Raw genomic sequence first — 14,195 nt, 5'->3', positions numbered from 1 at the left:
GACTCGCCCCGGAGAGGCGCACCGACACGACCGTGGCGCCGCGACCCGACCCTCGCACGCCGTACCTTCTCGCCATCGGCCACGTCACGCGATGGCCCGGGACACGGCCGCGGTCGAGTTCGTGAAGCTGAGCCCGACGAGCAACACGACGCTGCTGGTCACCAGCCGTCATGCGCCCGACGCCTACCGGCCGATCGCGACCCAGCTGCTGTCCGCGACCCACGTCCACGCCGAACAGGTCGGCTTCGTCACGACGCCCTCGATCTCGGCCGCTCAGGTGCGTCTGCACATGGCCGGCGACGAGTTCTGCGGCAACGCGTCGATGGCGCTGGCCGTGCTGACCGCCGCCGAGCACGGCCTCGCCGTGGGCAAGCGGACCGAGATCGCCCTGGAGGCCTCAGGCACCGATCGTGCGCTGGCCTGCCGGGTCGAGCACCAGCACGACGGCTACCGCTGCGACCTCGCGGTGCCGGCCCCGAGCCGGGTCGAGGCGTACCCGTTCTCGGGCGCGAGCGAGGGCCGCTCGGCTCTGGTCCGTTACCCCGATGCCGTCCATCTCGTCGTCGAGTGCGACCGACCGGGGCCGGAGATGCGGGAGCGGGCGGAGGTGATGGCGGCCTACCTCGGCGCGACCGAGGGCGTCTCCGTCGTCGGCGTCATGCTCTATGACCCGCTACGCCGCGAGCTGGCGCCGCTGGTGAACGTGCCTGCCCTGGGCACCATGGTCTGGGAGCGCAGCTGCGGCTCCGGGACGGCCGCGCTCGGCGCCTATCTGGCCACTCGGGCCGGCGGCCCGGTGCGGACGAGCGTCCACCAGCCGGGCGGCCGCATGCACGTCTGGGCCGATCTCGGCCCGACCGGCGTCACCGGGCTACGCATCGGTGGTCACGTCGGCATCGTGGCCGAAGGGACGGCGTACGTCCATGTCTGATCTCCCGCCCCAGACCGCACCGGCGATCACCGCCGCTGCCCACGACATGCTCACCACGCTGCGCGCCTACCGGACGCGCTTCACCACCGCCGCCGACACCTACGACGGGTCGACGCAGCACGCGGCCGACCTCGAGCAGGTGATGGCCGACTACTCCACCTATGTCACCGACGAGCGCAACCAGGCGCCGTTCGCCGAGATCAGCAGCGCCAGGAGCGCCGAGACGGAGAGTCTGGTCGCCGAGCTGCGCACACAGTCCGCACGGTGCGCCGCGGTGATGGAGAAGTATCGAGCCCTGCGGCTGCTGGCCGGTCGCAGCGGCTCGGTCGGCTACTTCGCCAACGTCGAGTCGTGCATCGAGGAGGAGTTCGGCGCGGTCGCGCCGACCCGGGACTCCCGGCTGCTGCTGGTCGGGTCCGGATCGTTCCCGATGACGCTGCTGCACGCCGCGGAGCGCACCGGGGTGCCGACGGCCGGGGTCGACATCGACCCGGAGGCAGTCGACCTCGGCCGCCAGGTCGTGCAGCGCCTCGGCAGCGGCCTGGACATCTCGCTGGAGAACCTCGCGGCCGAGGAGCTGGCCTTCACCCGCGAGGCCACCCACATCATGATCAGCTCCACGGTCGAGGTGAAGTATCAGATCCTGGAGCGGCTGCACGCGGTCACCCGCGACGACGTCGTCGTCGCGATGCGCTTCGGCGACGGGCTCAAGTCGCTGTTCAACTACCCGATGCGCGAGGTCGACCCCGACCGGTGGCGTCTGCTCGATACGATCCGCCGCCCCGACCAGGTCTTCGACATCGCGCTCTACGCGAAACCGAGCGCCGCCCAGGACGGAGCCGGCGATGACTGATCTCGGAGACGTGCTGGTCGCCGGGACCGGCCCGGCCGCCGTACAGACCGCGGTGCTGCTGGCCCGGCTGGGACGCCCGGTCGGGATCGCGGGTCGCATCTCGGAGCGGTCGGAGGCCTTCTTCACGGCACTGAACGGGTCCGGCGTCCTGCGGGTCGAGGTGCAGAGCGAGCGACACGACGCGCTGCGAGGCGAGGGCCGCCCGGCGCAGCGGTTCCAGGGCTACCCGAGCGTCACCGGCGCGTGGGACACGTTGGTGCTGACCGTCACCGCCGATGCGTACGTCCCTGTGCTGAGGCAGCTCGACCATCAGGTGCTCGGCCGGATCAGCCGGATCGTGCTGCTCTCGCCGACGCTCGGCTCGAGCTCGCTCGTGCAGGAGTACGCCCGGCAGCAGGGCCTCGATCCCGAGGTGATCAGCTTCTCCAGCTATCTGGGCGACACCCGGTGGCCGGAGAGGACCCCGGGCGCGACGGCGCTCACCGCCGGCGTCAAGCACCGCATCTACGCCGGCTCGACCGCCGGATCCTCGGCAACGCTGGACACGCTCAGTGACCTGTTCGAGTCGGTCGGGATCACCCTGGAGCTGTGCCCGCGGCCGGTCGAGGCCGAGTCGCGCAACATCTCCCTCTACGTCCATCCGCCGCTGTTCATGAACCCGTTCACCCTCGAGGGGGTCTTCGCGACGGCGGCACCCGGCGCTCCCCCGAAGTACGTCTACAAGCTCTTCCCCGAGGGCCCGATCACGCCGTCGCTGATCGCAACGATGGTCGCGATGTGGCGGGAGCTGACCGCGATCATCACCCGGCTGGGCGGCACCGGGGTCAACCTGCTGGCGTTCATGCTCGAGGACAGCTATCCCGTACGTCCCGAGAGCATCGCGCCGGCCGACATCGCCGCCTTCGAGCGGCTGCCCACCACTCACCAGGAGTATCTGGTCTACGTGCGCTACGCATCGCTGCTCATCGACCCGTTCTCGGAGCCGGACCACGACGGGAGGTACTTCGACTTCTCCGCCATCCCGATCCGGCCGATCCACCGCAACGCCGCCGGCGCCTGGGACGTGCCCCGGATGCCGAAGGAGGACTACTACCGCACCAAGGTCATCCAGGGTGTGGCCCGGCACCTCGGCGTCGCCTGCCCGAGGATCGACGCGCTGCTGGCGGCCTACGAAGAGCATCTCGTGCGAGCCAGGACGCAGCACGCCGGCGACCCGATGAGCGAGGCCTTCGAGGTCCGTGACTTCGCCGACGACCTGGAGCTGATCTGCGCCGGGATCGAGGGCGCCCGATGAGTGACCTCGACATGAGCCCTACCGAGACGCTGCCCAGCGAGCGGAAGATCATCGCGACCGTCTGGCCGACGCTGCTCGCCTCGGCGGTCGGGCTGCTGCCCTTCACCGTGTTCAGCACCTTCCTGGTGGCGATCGCAGAGGCCGCCGGCGACGGCGAGGCTGCCGTCGGGTCGCTGCGCGGGCTCGGCGGGATCGGCGCGGTCGTGGTCGGTGTCGTGCTGGCGCCGCTGATCGGGCGGATCGCGCCGGGGCGGGTCGCCGCGGTCGCGCTGGCCCTGCTCGCTGCCGCGGCCTTCATCGGCACCGTGTCGTGGCTCCCTGCCCTGATCGCCTTCTGTCTCCTGACCGGGGTGTCGAACGCGATGCTCTACCCGGCGCTGTCGACCGCGGCCGCGGACCGCTTCGGCTCCGGTCCCGCAGCAGGACGGGCGGCGACGCTGGTGATGACCTCGCAGACCCTGGCCTCCACCCTGGGCGCACCGCTGCTGGTGGTGCCGACCCTGTGGTGGGGCTGGCGCGGCGACCTGGTCGCGGTAGGCGTCATCGCGCTCCTGCTGGCGCCGCTGCTGTTCGGCTTCGGTCGCGAGAAACGAGCCGCGGAGCAACCCCCGCGGCTCGGCTACCTGGCCGCCTTCCGCACGCTCGCGGGCGTGCCCGGCGCGCGCTCCCTCCTGCTGGTCGCCTTCGCCCGCGCCGGCGCCTTCATGGGCCACCTCGCGTTCCTGGCTCCGCTCTACGCCGACCGGTTCGAGCTCGCTCCGACGACGTTCGCGCTCGTGTGGGGGCTCAGCGGCGGCTCCTTCTTCGTCGGCCACCTCGTCTCCGGTCGGCTGCTGAACACCGAGGACTCCCCCGCCCGCAGCCACCGGGTGATGGTGGTCGCGCTGGCCGTCGCGCTGGCCGCCCTGATCGCCGTGTACGTCGCACCCACCCTCCCGCTGGCGCTGCTCGCCACCGCAGTGCTCTCGGCCAGCCACGCCGTCGTCGCAGCCGCCGTGGTCACCCTCCTGGTGCGCCGCTGCGCGAGCGTGCGCGGCACGGCGCTGAGCCTCAACTCGGCCGGGATGAGCCTGGGCCTGTTCCTCGGCACCGCCGCGGCCGGGGCCGGGCTGGCCGCAGCGGGCTACCTCGGTGCGGCCGTTGTGCTCGGCGGGCTCACCCTGCTCGCCCTCGCGGCGGCGCTGACGCTGCGGGGTGATGCTGCGTGACGTACGACGCAACGGCGGCGATGGACCGGATCGAGGACGGCGACCTCGACGACGACCTCGACCACGACCGACGTCGGCGCCACACCGGCCTGTGGATCGGCGGCCTCGTGATCGCCCTGTTGGTCACCCTCCCGGTCGCGGTCGGCCTCGGGCCGGCAGCGGTGCCGGTCGACACCGTCGCCCAGATCGTCGGCCGCCACCTGTTCGGGGTGCCGGTCGAGATGACCTGGACCCCGGCCCAGGAGTCGATCGTCTGGCTCCTGCGGGTGCCGCGGGTGCTGCTCGGCGCCGCGGTCGGCGCCGGGCTCGCGATCGCCGGCGTCGGCCTGCAGGCGCTGACCCGCAACATCCTGGCCGAGCCCTACCTGCTGGGCGTCACCTCCGGCGCCTCGAGCGTGGCCGCGGCGACGATCCTGTTCGGGTTCGGCGCCGGCGTCGGGTCGTCCTCGCTCGCGGCCAGCTCGTTCGTCGGGGCGCTGCTGGCCGGGGTGGTGGTCTACCTGCTGGCCCGGGTCGGCGGGCAGATGACCTCGACGCGGCTCGTGCTGGCCGGGGTCTCGGTCGGCTACGTGCTGCACGCGCTCACCTCGTTCCTGATCTTCGCCTCCGACGACCCCGACGCCGGCCGCTCGGTGCTGTTCTGGACGCTCGGGTCGCTGACCCTGGCCACCGGCGGCTCCGCCCTGGTGACCTGGGTGGTCGTGCTGGCCACGCTGGCGCTGCTGGTGCTGTGGGCACGTCGCCTGGACGCGCTGGCCATCGGCGACACGACGGCACAGACGTACGGCATCTCGCCGACGCGCTTTCGGGCGCTGGTCATGGTGACGATCGCACTGTGCGTGGGCGCTGTGGTCGCGGCGTCGGGCGGTATCGGGTTCGTCGGGCTGATCATCCCGCACGTGGCACGGATGTGCGTCGGGACCTCCCACCGGCGGCTGCTCCCCGTCGCCGCGCTGCTGGGCGCGATCTTCCTGGTGTGGGCCGACGTGCTCGCCCGCACCGCGCTGATGCCACAGGAGCTGCCGCTGGGCATCGTCACAGCGCTGGCCGGCGCGCCCCTGCTGTTCCTGCTCGTACGCCGACTCAACCCGAGCGGATGACCCCCACCAACCGAGAGGAGCCGTTGACATGATCGCGGCGACCGACGTCAGCGTCGGCTATGACGACACCCTGGTGATCGACGGGGTCGGCCTGCAGGCCGCGCCCGGGGAGGTGGTCGGCCTCATCGGGCCGAACGGCAGCGGCAAGACCACCTTCCTACGCACCATGTACGCAGCGCTGCGCCCCCGCGCCGGGCTGGTCACCCTCGACGACCGCCCGGTTGCCGAGCTGCGCGGACCCGACCTGGCCCGTCGCATCGCGGTGGTCGCCCAGGAGACACCCTCCGACCTGCCCGTCACCGTCGCCGACATGGTGCTGCTGGGACGCGCCCCGCACCGCCGGGCGCTGGCCGCGTTCACCCGAGACGACCACCGGGCGGTGGCCTCGGCGCTGACGCGGGTCGGCGCCCGCCATCTCGCCGAGCGCCGCTACGCCACCTTGTCCGGCGGGGAGAAGCAACGGGTGCTGGTCGCCCGGACGCTGGCGCAGCAGGCCGACCACATCCTCCTCGACGAGCCGACCAACCACCTCGACATCCGCTACCAGCACGAGCTGCTGCGGATGGTCGGTCGGCTCGGAGTCACCTCCGTGGTCGTGCTCCACGACCTCAACCTCGCCGTTCGCTACTGCACCCGGCTGGTGCTGCTCGACCATGGTCGCGTTGTGGCCACCGGGGCGCCGGAGGAGGTCGTGACCTCACCTGTCCTCAGCGCCGTCTACGGCATCCACGTCGAGCCGGTCACGGTCGACGGGTGCCTCCAGCTGGTCTTCAGCCCGGCCGACGAGGCTCTGGCCGAGACCGATCCCGAGAACGAGCCGGTCGCTACCGCGCCAGCCACTCGTTGCCGGTGAGGCTGCCGAGCTCGGTGATGTCGAGCCGCGGCTCGATCCCAGAAGACGGCGCGAGCCCGAAGCGCTCCAGGGAACGGCGCACCCACTCCGCAGCGTCGATGTTGAGCGGACCGGAGACCCACATCGCGTACGGGAGGTTCACGAACCGCTTCTCCTTGACCGCGGTCAGGTCGCGGGAGGCCGGGTTGGCCTCGAGCACCTTGACCTTCTCCGCGTAGGACTGCCCCGGGTAGTCGACGAAGTAGATGACGTCGGGGTCGGCCGCGGCCAGGCGCTCCCAGCCGACCTCGGTCCAGGTGTCCTCGACGTCGGCGGTCGCGTTGGTCACCCCGGCGCTGTCGAAGATGGCCTGCGGGCCGCCGAAGGAGCCGGAGGTGAAGACCGCGTCGGTGCCGGAGTCGAAGAGGAACGCGGTCGGCTTCTTCTCCGGCTGCGGCGCGCGCTCCAGGGCGTCGCGGCGCTCCTCGATGTCGGCGACCGTCTTCTTCGCGGTCTGCTCGTGGCCGGTCAGCGTGCCGATGTTGAGCAGGTCGGTGCGCAGCGCCGTCCAGGCGTCCATGGTGCCGCGGGCGCCGTCGTCCTGGCGGCAGGTCTCGCTGAGCAGGTAGGTCTCGATCCCGTGCTCCTCCACGCTCTGCGGCACCAGGTTGCGCGACTCGCTGAAGCCGTAGCCCCAGCCCGCGAACATCAGCTGCGGGTCGAGCGCCAGCACGGTCTCCAGCGTCGGCACCTTGTCGCCGACGACCTTCAGGTCGTCGACCCGGTCCTGCGGGTAGGCCAGCTCGAGCACCTCCTGGTCGCGCGCGATCCCGGTGACCCCGGCCAGCTCGTCGCGGGCGCCGACCGCCAGCGCGATCGAGATGATGCCGCCGTCGTACGCGTAGAGCTCGGTGACCGGCTTGTCGACGCTGACCTTCTCACCGCAGTTCTCGACGCTGATCGCACCAGCACCGGCAGCGCCGGCAGCTCCGTCGTTGTCGCTGTCGGCGCCGCAGGCGGTGAGGACGGTGGCGCCCAGGGCGAGCACGGCCAGCGCGGTGAGTCGGGCGCGGCGTACGGGGCGGGTCGTGGGGCTCATGCGGAGGTGTCCTTCCGAGGATGGATGAGGAGGTGAGACTGGGGCAGGTGCGGGTGGGGCACCTGGACGGAGCCGACTCCGAAGTGGTCCTCGACCAGGACGGCGTCGAGGACCTCCTCGGGCGGTCCCTGCGCGACGACGGTCGCCGGGCCGGTCTCCGGATGTACGCCGGGCGGTCGGCCAAGCACGGCGAGCCGGTCGAAGGAGCGCAGCGCGAGATCGAGGTCGTGGATGGTTGCCACGACCGTGGTGGCCCGGTCGGAGACGGTCTGGAGCAGATGCAGCTGCCAGGCGACGTCGAGGTGGTTGGTCGGCTCGTCGAGCAGCATCGTCGGGCTCTCCTGGGCCAGGCCGCGAGCCAGCACGGCCCGGCGCCGCTCACCGCCGGAGAGCCGGTCGCAAGGATCGTCGATCCGGTCGCCCAGCCCGACGACCTCGAGCGCCGCCCGGACGATCTCGCGCTCGCGGCGGCCACCGCGTGCCCAGGGCCGGGTGCGCGGCACCCGACCCAGCGCAACCATCTCGCCGACGAGCAGCTCGGCCGAGGCCACCTCCTCCTGCGGGACGTAGGCCAGCAGCCGCGCCCGGGCGCGGGCCGGGATGCGCACTGCGGGCTGCAGGTCGCCGGCCTCGTCGGCGAGCTCGGCGTGGCCGGTGCTCGGGCGACGTACGCCGGCCAGGATGCGCAGCAGGGTCGACTTTCCCACGCCGTTGACGCCCACGATCCCGAGCCTGGCTCCGGCCGGCACGTCGAGGTCGACGTCGCGCAGCACCTCCCGCTCCCCCAGCCGGGCGCCGACCCCGCGCAGCCTCAGCACCTGTCCGGACGCGCTCATGACTCGCCGCCGAACCGGTAGCGGCTGCGACCCATCAGCAGCAGGAAGAGCGGCGCGCCGACGACGCCGGTGACCACGCCCAGAGGGATCTCCTGCGGCCGGGCCACGAGCCGGGCGAGCACGTCGACCCAGAGCAGGAACAGCCCGCCGCCCAGCGCCGCGACCGGCAGCACGACCCGGTGTCGGGCACCGACCAGAAGGCGGGCGGCGTGGGGCACGATCAGCCCGACGAAGCCGATGCCGCCGCTGACCGCGACCAGCACGCCGACGAGCACCGCCAGCGCGACGAACAGCCCCGCGCGCAGCGCCATCACGTTCACACCGAGGGAGGCCGCGGTCTCCGGGCCGGCGGCGAGCGCGTCGAGCCAGCGGTGCATCGCCAGCATGCCGACGGCGACGACGAGGCCGACGACGGCCGGGACCCACAGGCGCTCCCAGCTGGCGCCGCCGACGCTGCCGAGCATCCAGAACATCACCGAGTTGGCCGCGCGCGGGTCGTCGCTGGCGAAGACCAGGAACGAGGCGATCGCGGAGAGTCCCGAGGAGAGCACCACCCCGGAGAGCACCAGCCGGATCGGGGTCAGCCCACCCTGCGCGGTCGCGACCAGCCAGACCATCACGCTGGCCCCGATCGCGCCGAGCAGCGCCCCGGTGGAGAGCGCGTAGATGCCGAGGCCGGCCAGCGCGCCCGTGGTGATCGTCGCGGTCGCGCCCACCGAGGCGCCCGAGCTGATCCCGAGCAGGAACGGGTCGGCCAAGGGGTTGCGTACGAGCGTCTGCATGCCCGCTCCGGCGACCGCCAGCCCGGCTCCGACGACCAAGGACATCAGCGCCCGGGGCATCCGCAGCTCCCACACGATCACGTCCCAACGGCCGGGAGGGTTGCCCTGGACCCGGTCGGTGACCGCGGCGACGACCTCCCCGAGCGGGATCCGCTCGGTGCCGAACGCCAAGGAGGCCACGGCACTGAGCACGGAGGCGACCAGGAGCACCACCACCAGCGGCACGAACGGCACCCGGCGCCCGCGAGCCCGGCCCGGCTCGGACGTACCGGTGGGATCGGCGGTGCGGCAGGCGATTGCCACGGCGGTCGGCCTCTCAGGTCTTCGGGACCCTGATCGCGAGGGCCGTTGACGTACATCTGAGCCGACAGGTCTTCGGACTCGGGTTCACCCGGCGACGCTGCCTTCCCAAGAACTCACGTCCCAGTGGCTGGTGTAGCGCCGCCGTCGCCCTCACCGCTGCGCGCCAGTCCCGGATTCATACCGGAGTTCCCTGGCATCTCGAGGATGCGTTCGACTCGAGGAGAGGCTAGCACGGCTCGCCAGGCGCTCCGGGCGGCCTGAGTCACATCTCCGCGAAGCACAAGATCTTGATAGTTGCATCGGTGTAATTCCCGCATATAGTGGTGCCCGCAGCTGGTTCTCCCTCCTCGGTGACGAGGCGGGAGAGGCAAGAGGGAACCCGGTGAGAGTCCGGGACTGCCCCGCAGCGGTGAGTGGGAACGACCGCCGTCACCAAGCACTGGGAGCAAGCCATGCCCCTGGGAAGCGACGGCCACTAGGACCGCGTACGACGCCCACGAGTCCGAAGACCTGCCAGTGCCCACCTCATGGTGGGGTCCGCGACCTCGAGGGAAGGTCAGGGGATCGAGCGCCGTCGGTGCCGGCCTCTTCTGCCCTCGACACGGATGCACGAGACATCCACGCGGGCCGCGGGGCCCGCCGACGAAGGGGGCACGGACATGATCGACACCGACGGTCTGCCGATCCGCACCGAGAAGGCGGCGTACGTCTTCGACTACCCGATGGCCGAGGACCTGGCCAAGAAGCAGCGGAGCATCTTCTGGACCGCCGAGGAGATCCCGGTCGAGAACGACAAGCAGGACTTCCTGGTCAACATGACCGACGCCGAGCAGGCGGCGGTCAAGACGACGCTGAAGCTGTTCACCATCTACGAGCTGATCCTCGGCGGCGAGGTGTGGGGCGACCGGCTCTTCCACGCGTTCCCGCGGCCAGAGATCCAGATGATGACCAACGCGTTCTCGTTCGCCGAGCTCAACATGCACGCGCCGTTCTACGCGAAGCTCAACAAGACGCTGATGATCGACACCGAGGAGTTCTACGACTCCTACAAGAACGACCCGGTGCTGGCCGAGCGGATCGCGTTCGTCTGGGACGCGATCGCCGACGACGACCTCCTCTACGCACTGAGCGTCTTCACGCTCATGGAGAACTGCGTCCTCTACTCCAACTTCGCCTTCCTCAAGCACTTCCAGTCGGGCGGGAAGAACCTGCTGCAGAACGTGATCAGCGGCATCAACTTCTCCGCCCGCGACGAGAACCTGCACGCCACCGGCGGCGCCTGGCTGTTCAACACGCTCTTGGAGGAGTACGCCGCGACCGTTTCTGCCGAGCAGTTCGAGGCCGAGCGCGCCGACCTGTTCGCCCGGGTCAGGGGCGTCGCCGAGCACCTCTACGCCCACGAGGCCCGGATCGTGGAGATGCTCTTCGCCCACGGCCCGATCGAGGGCATCGACCAGGCCGACCTGGAGGCGTTCGTGAGGTCGCGGGTCGACATGACGCTGGAGAACATGCGGATGGAGCCGCTCTTCGGCGTCGAGGACAACCCGATCGCCGAGTGGTTCTACAGCGGCATCAACGGCACCCAGTTCCACGACTTCTTCCAGGTCACCGGCAACGAATACAACCGCAACATCGGCGAGATGGAGTTCAGCTTCTGATGACGAACAACAACTGGGAGACCCTCTCCGCCGAGCGCAAGGCGCTGCAGGACTCGGGCACCGTGCCGACCTTCATGACCACCGCGGGCTACGCGATGTTCAAGGCGAAATACACCGTCGAGGGCCAGAGCGTCCGGGAGCGCTACCGGAGGATCGCGGCGACCGCCGGCGACCTGGCCGACGAGATGTACGCCCGCGAGGACGGCATCTCCTGGACCGAGAAGTTCTTCGAGGCGATCTGGAACGGCTGGCTCTCGCCGTCGACGCCGGTGCTCTCCAACCTCGGCACCGACCGCGGCCTGCCGGTCTCGTGCGAGGGCTCGTACGTCGAGGACTCGGTCTGGGGTTTCTACGAGACCCTCAAGGAGGCCGCGATCCTGTCCCAGCACGGGTTCGGCACCTCGGCCTACCTCGGCGACGTACGTCCTCGGGGCGCGAAGTTCTCCGACAACGGCAAGGCCAACGGGGTGGTGCCGGTCTTCGGCAACTTCGTCGAGATGACCAACCAGATCAGTCAGGGCGCCACCCGCCGCGGCTCCTGGGCGGGCTACCTGCCGGTGGACCACCCCGACTTCTACGAGCTCGCCGACCTGATCTTCCGCGAGCCGGCCAACAAGAACATCGGCTGGATCTTCAGCCAGGCGTTCATCAACCGGATGCTCGCCGGCGACCGCGACGCGCTCGAGCGCTATCAGCGGGTGCTGAAGATCCGGGTCGTGCTCGGCAAGGGCTACATCTGGAAGGTCGACACGGTCAACGCAGCGCAGACCGAGTCCTACAAGGCCAGCGGCCTGGAGAACAAGGCCTCCAACCTGTGCTCGGAGATCACCCTGTTCAGCGACGAGGACCACTCCTACACCTGTGTGCTCTCCTCGCTGAACCTCTCGACCTACGACGAGTGGAAGGACCAGGACACGGCGTACGTCGCGACGGTCTTCCTCGACGCGGTCGCCGAGGCGTTCCTGCGCAAGGCCCGCACGGTGCGCGGGCTGGAGCGGGCGGTGCGCTACACCGAGAAGGCGCGCAGCCTGGGCCTGGGCGTGATGGGCTACCACGACTACCTGCAGAAGCAGCGGGTGCCGTTCGAGTCCGACAAGGCCGCCGCGCTCAACAAGGACGTCTTCGAGCACATCTCGACCCGCGCCGACGCGGCGTCGCGGTGGATGGGCTCGGTCGCCGGCGTGCCGGGGTGGTGCGTCGGCCGCCGCAACTCCCACCTGATGGCGATCGCGCCGACGATGAGCACCGCGGTGATCGTGGGCGGCACCAGCCAGGGCATCGAGCCGTACGTCGCCAACGTCTGGAACCAGACCACCTCGGCCGGCGAGATGCCGCGGGCCAACCAGAACCTCGTCGAGGTGATGACCGAGCGCGGGGTCTACGACCAGACGCACATCGACGACATCATCGACCACGGTGGCTCCGTGGCCCATGTGGACTGGCTCGACGACCACGAGAAGGACGTCTTCAGGACCGGCTACGAGATCGACCAGGAGATCCTGCTCGCCCGCGCCTCCGACCGGCAGGTCTACATCGACCAGGCGCAGTCGCTCAACCTGTTCTTCCAGGCCGACGCGACCCCGCAGTACATCAGCAAGATCCACAAGATCGCGCTGCTCGACCCGAACATCAAGAGCCTGTACTACCTGCGCTCGCGGGCCGGGATCCAGGCCAGCAAGCAGACCCCCAAGAACTGATCCGGCTCACGAGAGGCATGACCATGAACGAGAACCCGACCACCACGACCACCACCGACGCCATCGACGACCTGAGCTGGGACGACTGGAGCGACGCCGAGGTCTGCGCGATCGAGAACGGCCCTGACTGCGAGGCGTGCGAGGGGTGACCCGCCCCGTTGCTGGGCGGCCGACGCTGACGGTCTGCCGCGGATGCTGCTGCGGCACCGAGCGCAAGTCGCCCGGGGTCGACCACGAGGCGGTGCTCACGACCCTGAGCCAGGCGGCCGGGGAGTCGGCGACGGTGCGCGTCGCCGACTGCCTCGGCCCCTGCGAGAAGGCCGACGTCGTGGTCGTCGGCCCCTCACCGGAGGGCCGGCGGAGCGGCGCCCGGCCCGTCTGGGTCGCCCGGGTCGGCACGGCACGGGTCGCCGACGCCCTGGCCCGCTGGGCCGGCGAGGGCGGACCAGGCATCGCTGATGCTCCGCCCGCGGTGCTGGCTCGGGCCTTCCGTCACGGACGCTGAGCGACGGCCACGTACGCCGCCGCGACCACCACTGCCGGTCGAGCCGCGAGGCCGCCCGCGGCCGAGCGTGTCGAGACCAACACAGTCCCCTGCCGCGCCCGATAGAACTGCGTTGGTCTCGACACGCCTCCGCCGCCCTCGCTTCGCTCGGCCGCCTAGCGGCTCCGGCGGCTCGGCCAGCGGATCCGGCCGGACGCCACGTACGCCGCCGCGACCAGCGCCGCGCCGATGCCGACCCGGCGGGCCAGCCGGGTAGAGCGGGGGATGTCGGCGGGCTCGGTCGCGCGGCCGTCACCCATGACGGCGCGGTGCTCGACGCGGGTGCCGTAGTAGGTGTTGGTGCCGCCCAGCCGTACGCCCAGCGCGCCCGCGAAGGTGGCCCCGACGACCCCGGCGTTGGGGCTGGGGTGCCAGGCGGCGTCACGTCGCCAGGCGCGTACGGCAGCGCCCGCGCCGCTCGGCGCGGCCGCCGTCGCGAGCACGCCCGACAGCCGGGAGCCGGGCAGGTTGAGCAGGTCGTCGAGCCGGGCGCTGGCCCAGCCGAAGCGTTCGTAGCGCTCGTTGTGGTGGCCGACCATGGCGTCGAGCGTGTTGGCGGCGCGGTAGCCGAGCAGGCCGGGGACTCCCCCGATCGCTCCCCAGACCAGCGGCGCGACGACCGCATCGGAGGTGTTCTCGGCGACGCTCTCGACGACCGCGCGGGTCACCTCGGAGGCGTCGAGGGCGGCGGTGTCGCGACCCACCAGGCGGGTCACCTGCTCACGCGCCGCCGGCAGGTCGTCGGCGGCGAGATGCGCATGGACGGCCAGCGCCTCCCGCTCCAGCGAGCGTCCGCCCAGCACCGCCCAGGTCGCGGCGGCGGTCAGCAGCATCCGTCCGGCGCGGCCGGGAACGACCCGCTCCGCGGCGGCGCCGAGGACCACCGCTCCCCCGACCAAGGTGACGGTGTGGAGGACGCCTCGGGCTCGATCGTCGGCATACCAGGCGCGTTCGGCCCGAGCCGCCACCGTGCCGAACCCGGCAACCGGATGAAACCGCCGCGGATCCCCGACAAGACGATCAAGCACAAACCCAAGGAGAATCCCAACCGCCCGCGG

Annotated in this window: 14 protein-coding genes and 2 riboswitches; of the genes, 10 read left to right on the top strand and 4 right to left on the bottom strand. The window is 71.2% G+C overall.

All coding sequences use genetic code 11. The annotated features are described in order from the left end of the window. Nucleotides 1–91 precede the first annotated feature (91 nt). From FB381_RS07515 to FB381_RS07490, 6 genes are read left to right on the top strand one after another with little or no spacing between them, the layout of a single operon-like run. On the top strand, nucleotides 92–931 hold the full coding sequence (locus FB381_RS07515; protein WP_141779711.1) for a histidine racemase CntK family protein: 840 nt from the start codon (nucleotides 92–94) through the stop codon (nucleotides 929–931). Next, a complete protein-coding gene (locus tag FB381_RS07510) occupies nucleotides 924–1,784 on the top strand; it encodes a class I SAM-dependent methyltransferase (protein WP_211352353.1) in 861 nt (286 codons plus the stop codon). Before FB381_RS07515 ends, FB381_RS07510 begins: the two co-directional genes overlap by 8 nt. Further along, nucleotides 1,777–3,078 (top strand): opine metallophore biosynthesis dehydrogenase, encoded by a 1,302-nt coding sequence (locus FB381_RS07505; protein WP_141779710.1) that lies wholly within the window; start codon nucleotides 1,777–1,779, stop codon nucleotides 3,076–3,078. The genes FB381_RS07510 and FB381_RS07505 overlap by 8 nt, the downstream gene beginning before the upstream one ends. After that, nucleotides 3,075–4,286, top strand: coding sequence for an MFS transporter (locus FB381_RS07500; RefSeq protein ID WP_141779709.1), 1,212 nt, complete (start codon nucleotides 3,075–3,077; stop codon nucleotides 4,284–4,286). The genes FB381_RS07505 and FB381_RS07500 overlap by 4 nt, the downstream gene beginning before the upstream one ends. Further along, nucleotides 4,283–5,386, top strand: coding sequence for a FecCD family ABC transporter permease (locus FB381_RS07495; protein WP_211352352.1), 1,104 nt, complete (start codon nucleotides 4,283–4,285; stop codon nucleotides 5,384–5,386). Before FB381_RS07500 ends, FB381_RS07495 begins: the two co-directional genes overlap by 4 nt. Nucleotides 5,387–5,414: 28 nt before the next feature. Continuing rightward, nucleotides 5,415–6,239 carry an ABC transporter ATP-binding protein gene (locus FB381_RS07490; protein ID WP_141779708.1) on the top strand — a complete coding sequence of 275 codons (825 nt, stop codon included), beginning with the start codon at nucleotides 5,415–5,417 and terminating at the stop codon, nucleotides 6,237–6,239. On the opposite strand, the gene FB381_RS07485 is transcribed toward FB381_RS07490, so the two are convergent. The 3 genes from FB381_RS07485 to FB381_RS07475 are packed head-to-tail and all read right to left on the bottom strand — an operon-like array spanning nucleotide 6,211 to nucleotide 9,169. Further along, on the bottom strand, nucleotides 6,211–7,317 hold the full coding sequence (locus FB381_RS07485) for an ABC transporter substrate-binding protein (protein WP_141779707.1): 1,107 nt from the start codon (nucleotides 7,315–7,317) through the stop codon (nucleotides 6,211–6,213). The two genes, FB381_RS07490 and FB381_RS07485, sit on opposite strands and share 29 nt — an antisense overlap. Further along, a complete protein-coding gene (locus FB381_RS07480; protein ID WP_141779706.1) occupies nucleotides 7,314–8,153 on the bottom strand; it encodes an ABC transporter ATP-binding protein in 840 nt (279 codons plus the stop codon). The genes FB381_RS07485 and FB381_RS07480 overlap by 4 nt, the downstream gene beginning before the upstream one ends. After that, a complete protein-coding gene (locus FB381_RS07475; RefSeq protein WP_211352553.1) occupies nucleotides 8,150–9,169 on the bottom strand; it encodes a FecCD family ABC transporter permease in 1,020 nt (339 codons plus the stop codon). Before FB381_RS07475 ends, FB381_RS07480 begins: the two co-directional genes overlap by 4 nt. Nucleotides 9,170–9,284: 115 nt before the next feature. Further along, a riboswitch (cobalamin riboswitch) is annotated at nucleotides 9,285–9,468 on the bottom strand. A gap of 86 nt (nucleotides 9,469–9,554) precedes the next feature. After that, nucleotides 9,555–9,770, top strand: a riboswitch (cobalamin riboswitch). Nucleotides 9,771–9,897: 127 nt separating this feature from the next. Between FB381_RS07475 and FB381_RS07470 the strand changes: the two genes are divergently transcribed. Genes FB381_RS07470 through FB381_RS07460 form a run of 4 tightly spaced genes read left to right on the top strand, consistent with a single transcriptional unit; the run spans nucleotide 9,898 to nucleotide 13,098 of the window. After that, the gene (locus tag FB381_RS07470; RefSeq protein ID WP_211352351.1) at nucleotides 9,898–10,896 is read left to right on the top strand and encodes a ribonucleotide-diphosphate reductase subunit beta; all 999 of its coding nucleotides are present in this window, start codon (nucleotides 9,898–9,900) and stop codon (nucleotides 10,894–10,896) included. Next, nucleotides 10,896–12,593: a ribonucleoside-diphosphate reductase subunit alpha gene (locus FB381_RS07465; protein WP_141779705.1), complete on the top strand. Its 1,698-nt coding sequence runs from the start codon at nucleotides 10,896–10,898 to the stop codon at nucleotides 12,591–12,593. The genes FB381_RS07470 and FB381_RS07465 overlap by 1 nt, the downstream gene beginning before the upstream one ends. Nucleotides 12,594–12,610: 17 nt before the next feature. Further along, nucleotides 12,611–12,742: a hypothetical protein gene (locus tag FB381_RS24450; RefSeq protein ID WP_268244494.1), complete on the top strand. Its 132-nt coding sequence runs from the start codon at nucleotides 12,611–12,613 to the stop codon at nucleotides 12,740–12,742. Next, nucleotides 12,739–13,098, top strand: a complete 360-nt coding sequence (locus tag FB381_RS07460) for a hypothetical protein (protein WP_141779704.1) — start codon at nucleotides 12,739–12,741, stop codon at nucleotides 13,096–13,098. The genes FB381_RS24450 and FB381_RS07460 overlap by 4 nt, the downstream gene beginning before the upstream one ends. 155 nt (nucleotides 13,099–13,253) lie before the next feature. Here FB381_RS07460 and FB381_RS07455 read toward each other — a convergent pair whose 3' ends face one another. Beyond that, complete coding sequence (locus FB381_RS07455) at nucleotides 13,254–14,165, bottom strand: cobalamin biosynthesis protein (protein WP_246088005.1); 912 nt, start codon at nucleotides 14,163–14,165, stop codon at nucleotides 13,254–13,256. Between the last annotated feature and the right edge of the window lie 30 nt (nucleotides 14,166–14,195).

The sequence above is a fragment of the Nocardioides albertanoniae genome (assembly GCF_006716315.1).
Lineage (GTDB): Bacteria > Actinomycetota > Actinomycetes > Propionibacteriales > Nocardioidaceae > Nocardioides > Nocardioides albertanoniae.
This window is presented reverse-complemented; position numbering and strand designations above follow the sequence as displayed.

What these genes read in the sequence shown, in the direction of transcription:
- FB381_RS07470 (WP_211352351.1), top strand. Translation starts at nt 9,898, where the DNA reads ATGATCGACACCGACGGTCTGCCGATCCGCACCGAGAAGGCGGCGTAC.
- FB381_RS07465 (WP_141779705.1), top strand. Translation starts at nt 10,896, where the DNA reads ATGACGAACAACAACTGGGAGACCCTCTCCGCCGAGCGCAAGGCGCTG.
- FB381_RS07500 (WP_141779709.1), top strand. Translation starts at nt 3,075, where the DNA reads ATGAGTGACCTCGACATGAGCCCTACCGAGACGCTGCCCAGCGAGCGG.
- FB381_RS07485 (WP_141779707.1), bottom strand. Translation starts at nt 7,317, where the DNA reads ATGAGCCCCACGACCCGCCCCGTACGCCGCGCCCGACTCACCGCGCTG.
- FB381_RS07510 (WP_211352353.1), top strand. Translation starts at nt 924, where the DNA reads ATGTCTGATCTCCCGCCCCAGACCGCACCGGCGATCACCGCCGCTGCC.
- FB381_RS07505 (WP_141779710.1), top strand. Translation starts at nt 1,777, where the DNA reads ATGACTGATCTCGGAGACGTGCTGGTCGCCGGGACCGGCCCGGCCGCC.
- FB381_RS07515 (WP_141779711.1), top strand. Translation starts at nt 92, where the DNA reads ATGGCCCGGGACACGGCCGCGGTCGAGTTCGTGAAGCTGAGCCCGACG.
- FB381_RS07480 (WP_141779706.1), bottom strand. Translation starts at nt 8,153, where the DNA reads ATGAGCGCGTCCGGACAGGTGCTGAGGCTGCGCGGGGTCGGCGCCCGG.
- FB381_RS24450 (WP_268244494.1), top strand. Translation starts at nt 12,611, where the DNA reads ATGACCATGAACGAGAACCCGACCACCACGACCACCACCGACGCCATC.
- FB381_RS07490 (WP_141779708.1), top strand. Translation starts at nt 5,415, where the DNA reads ATGATCGCGGCGACCGACGTCAGCGTCGGCTATGACGACACCCTGGTG.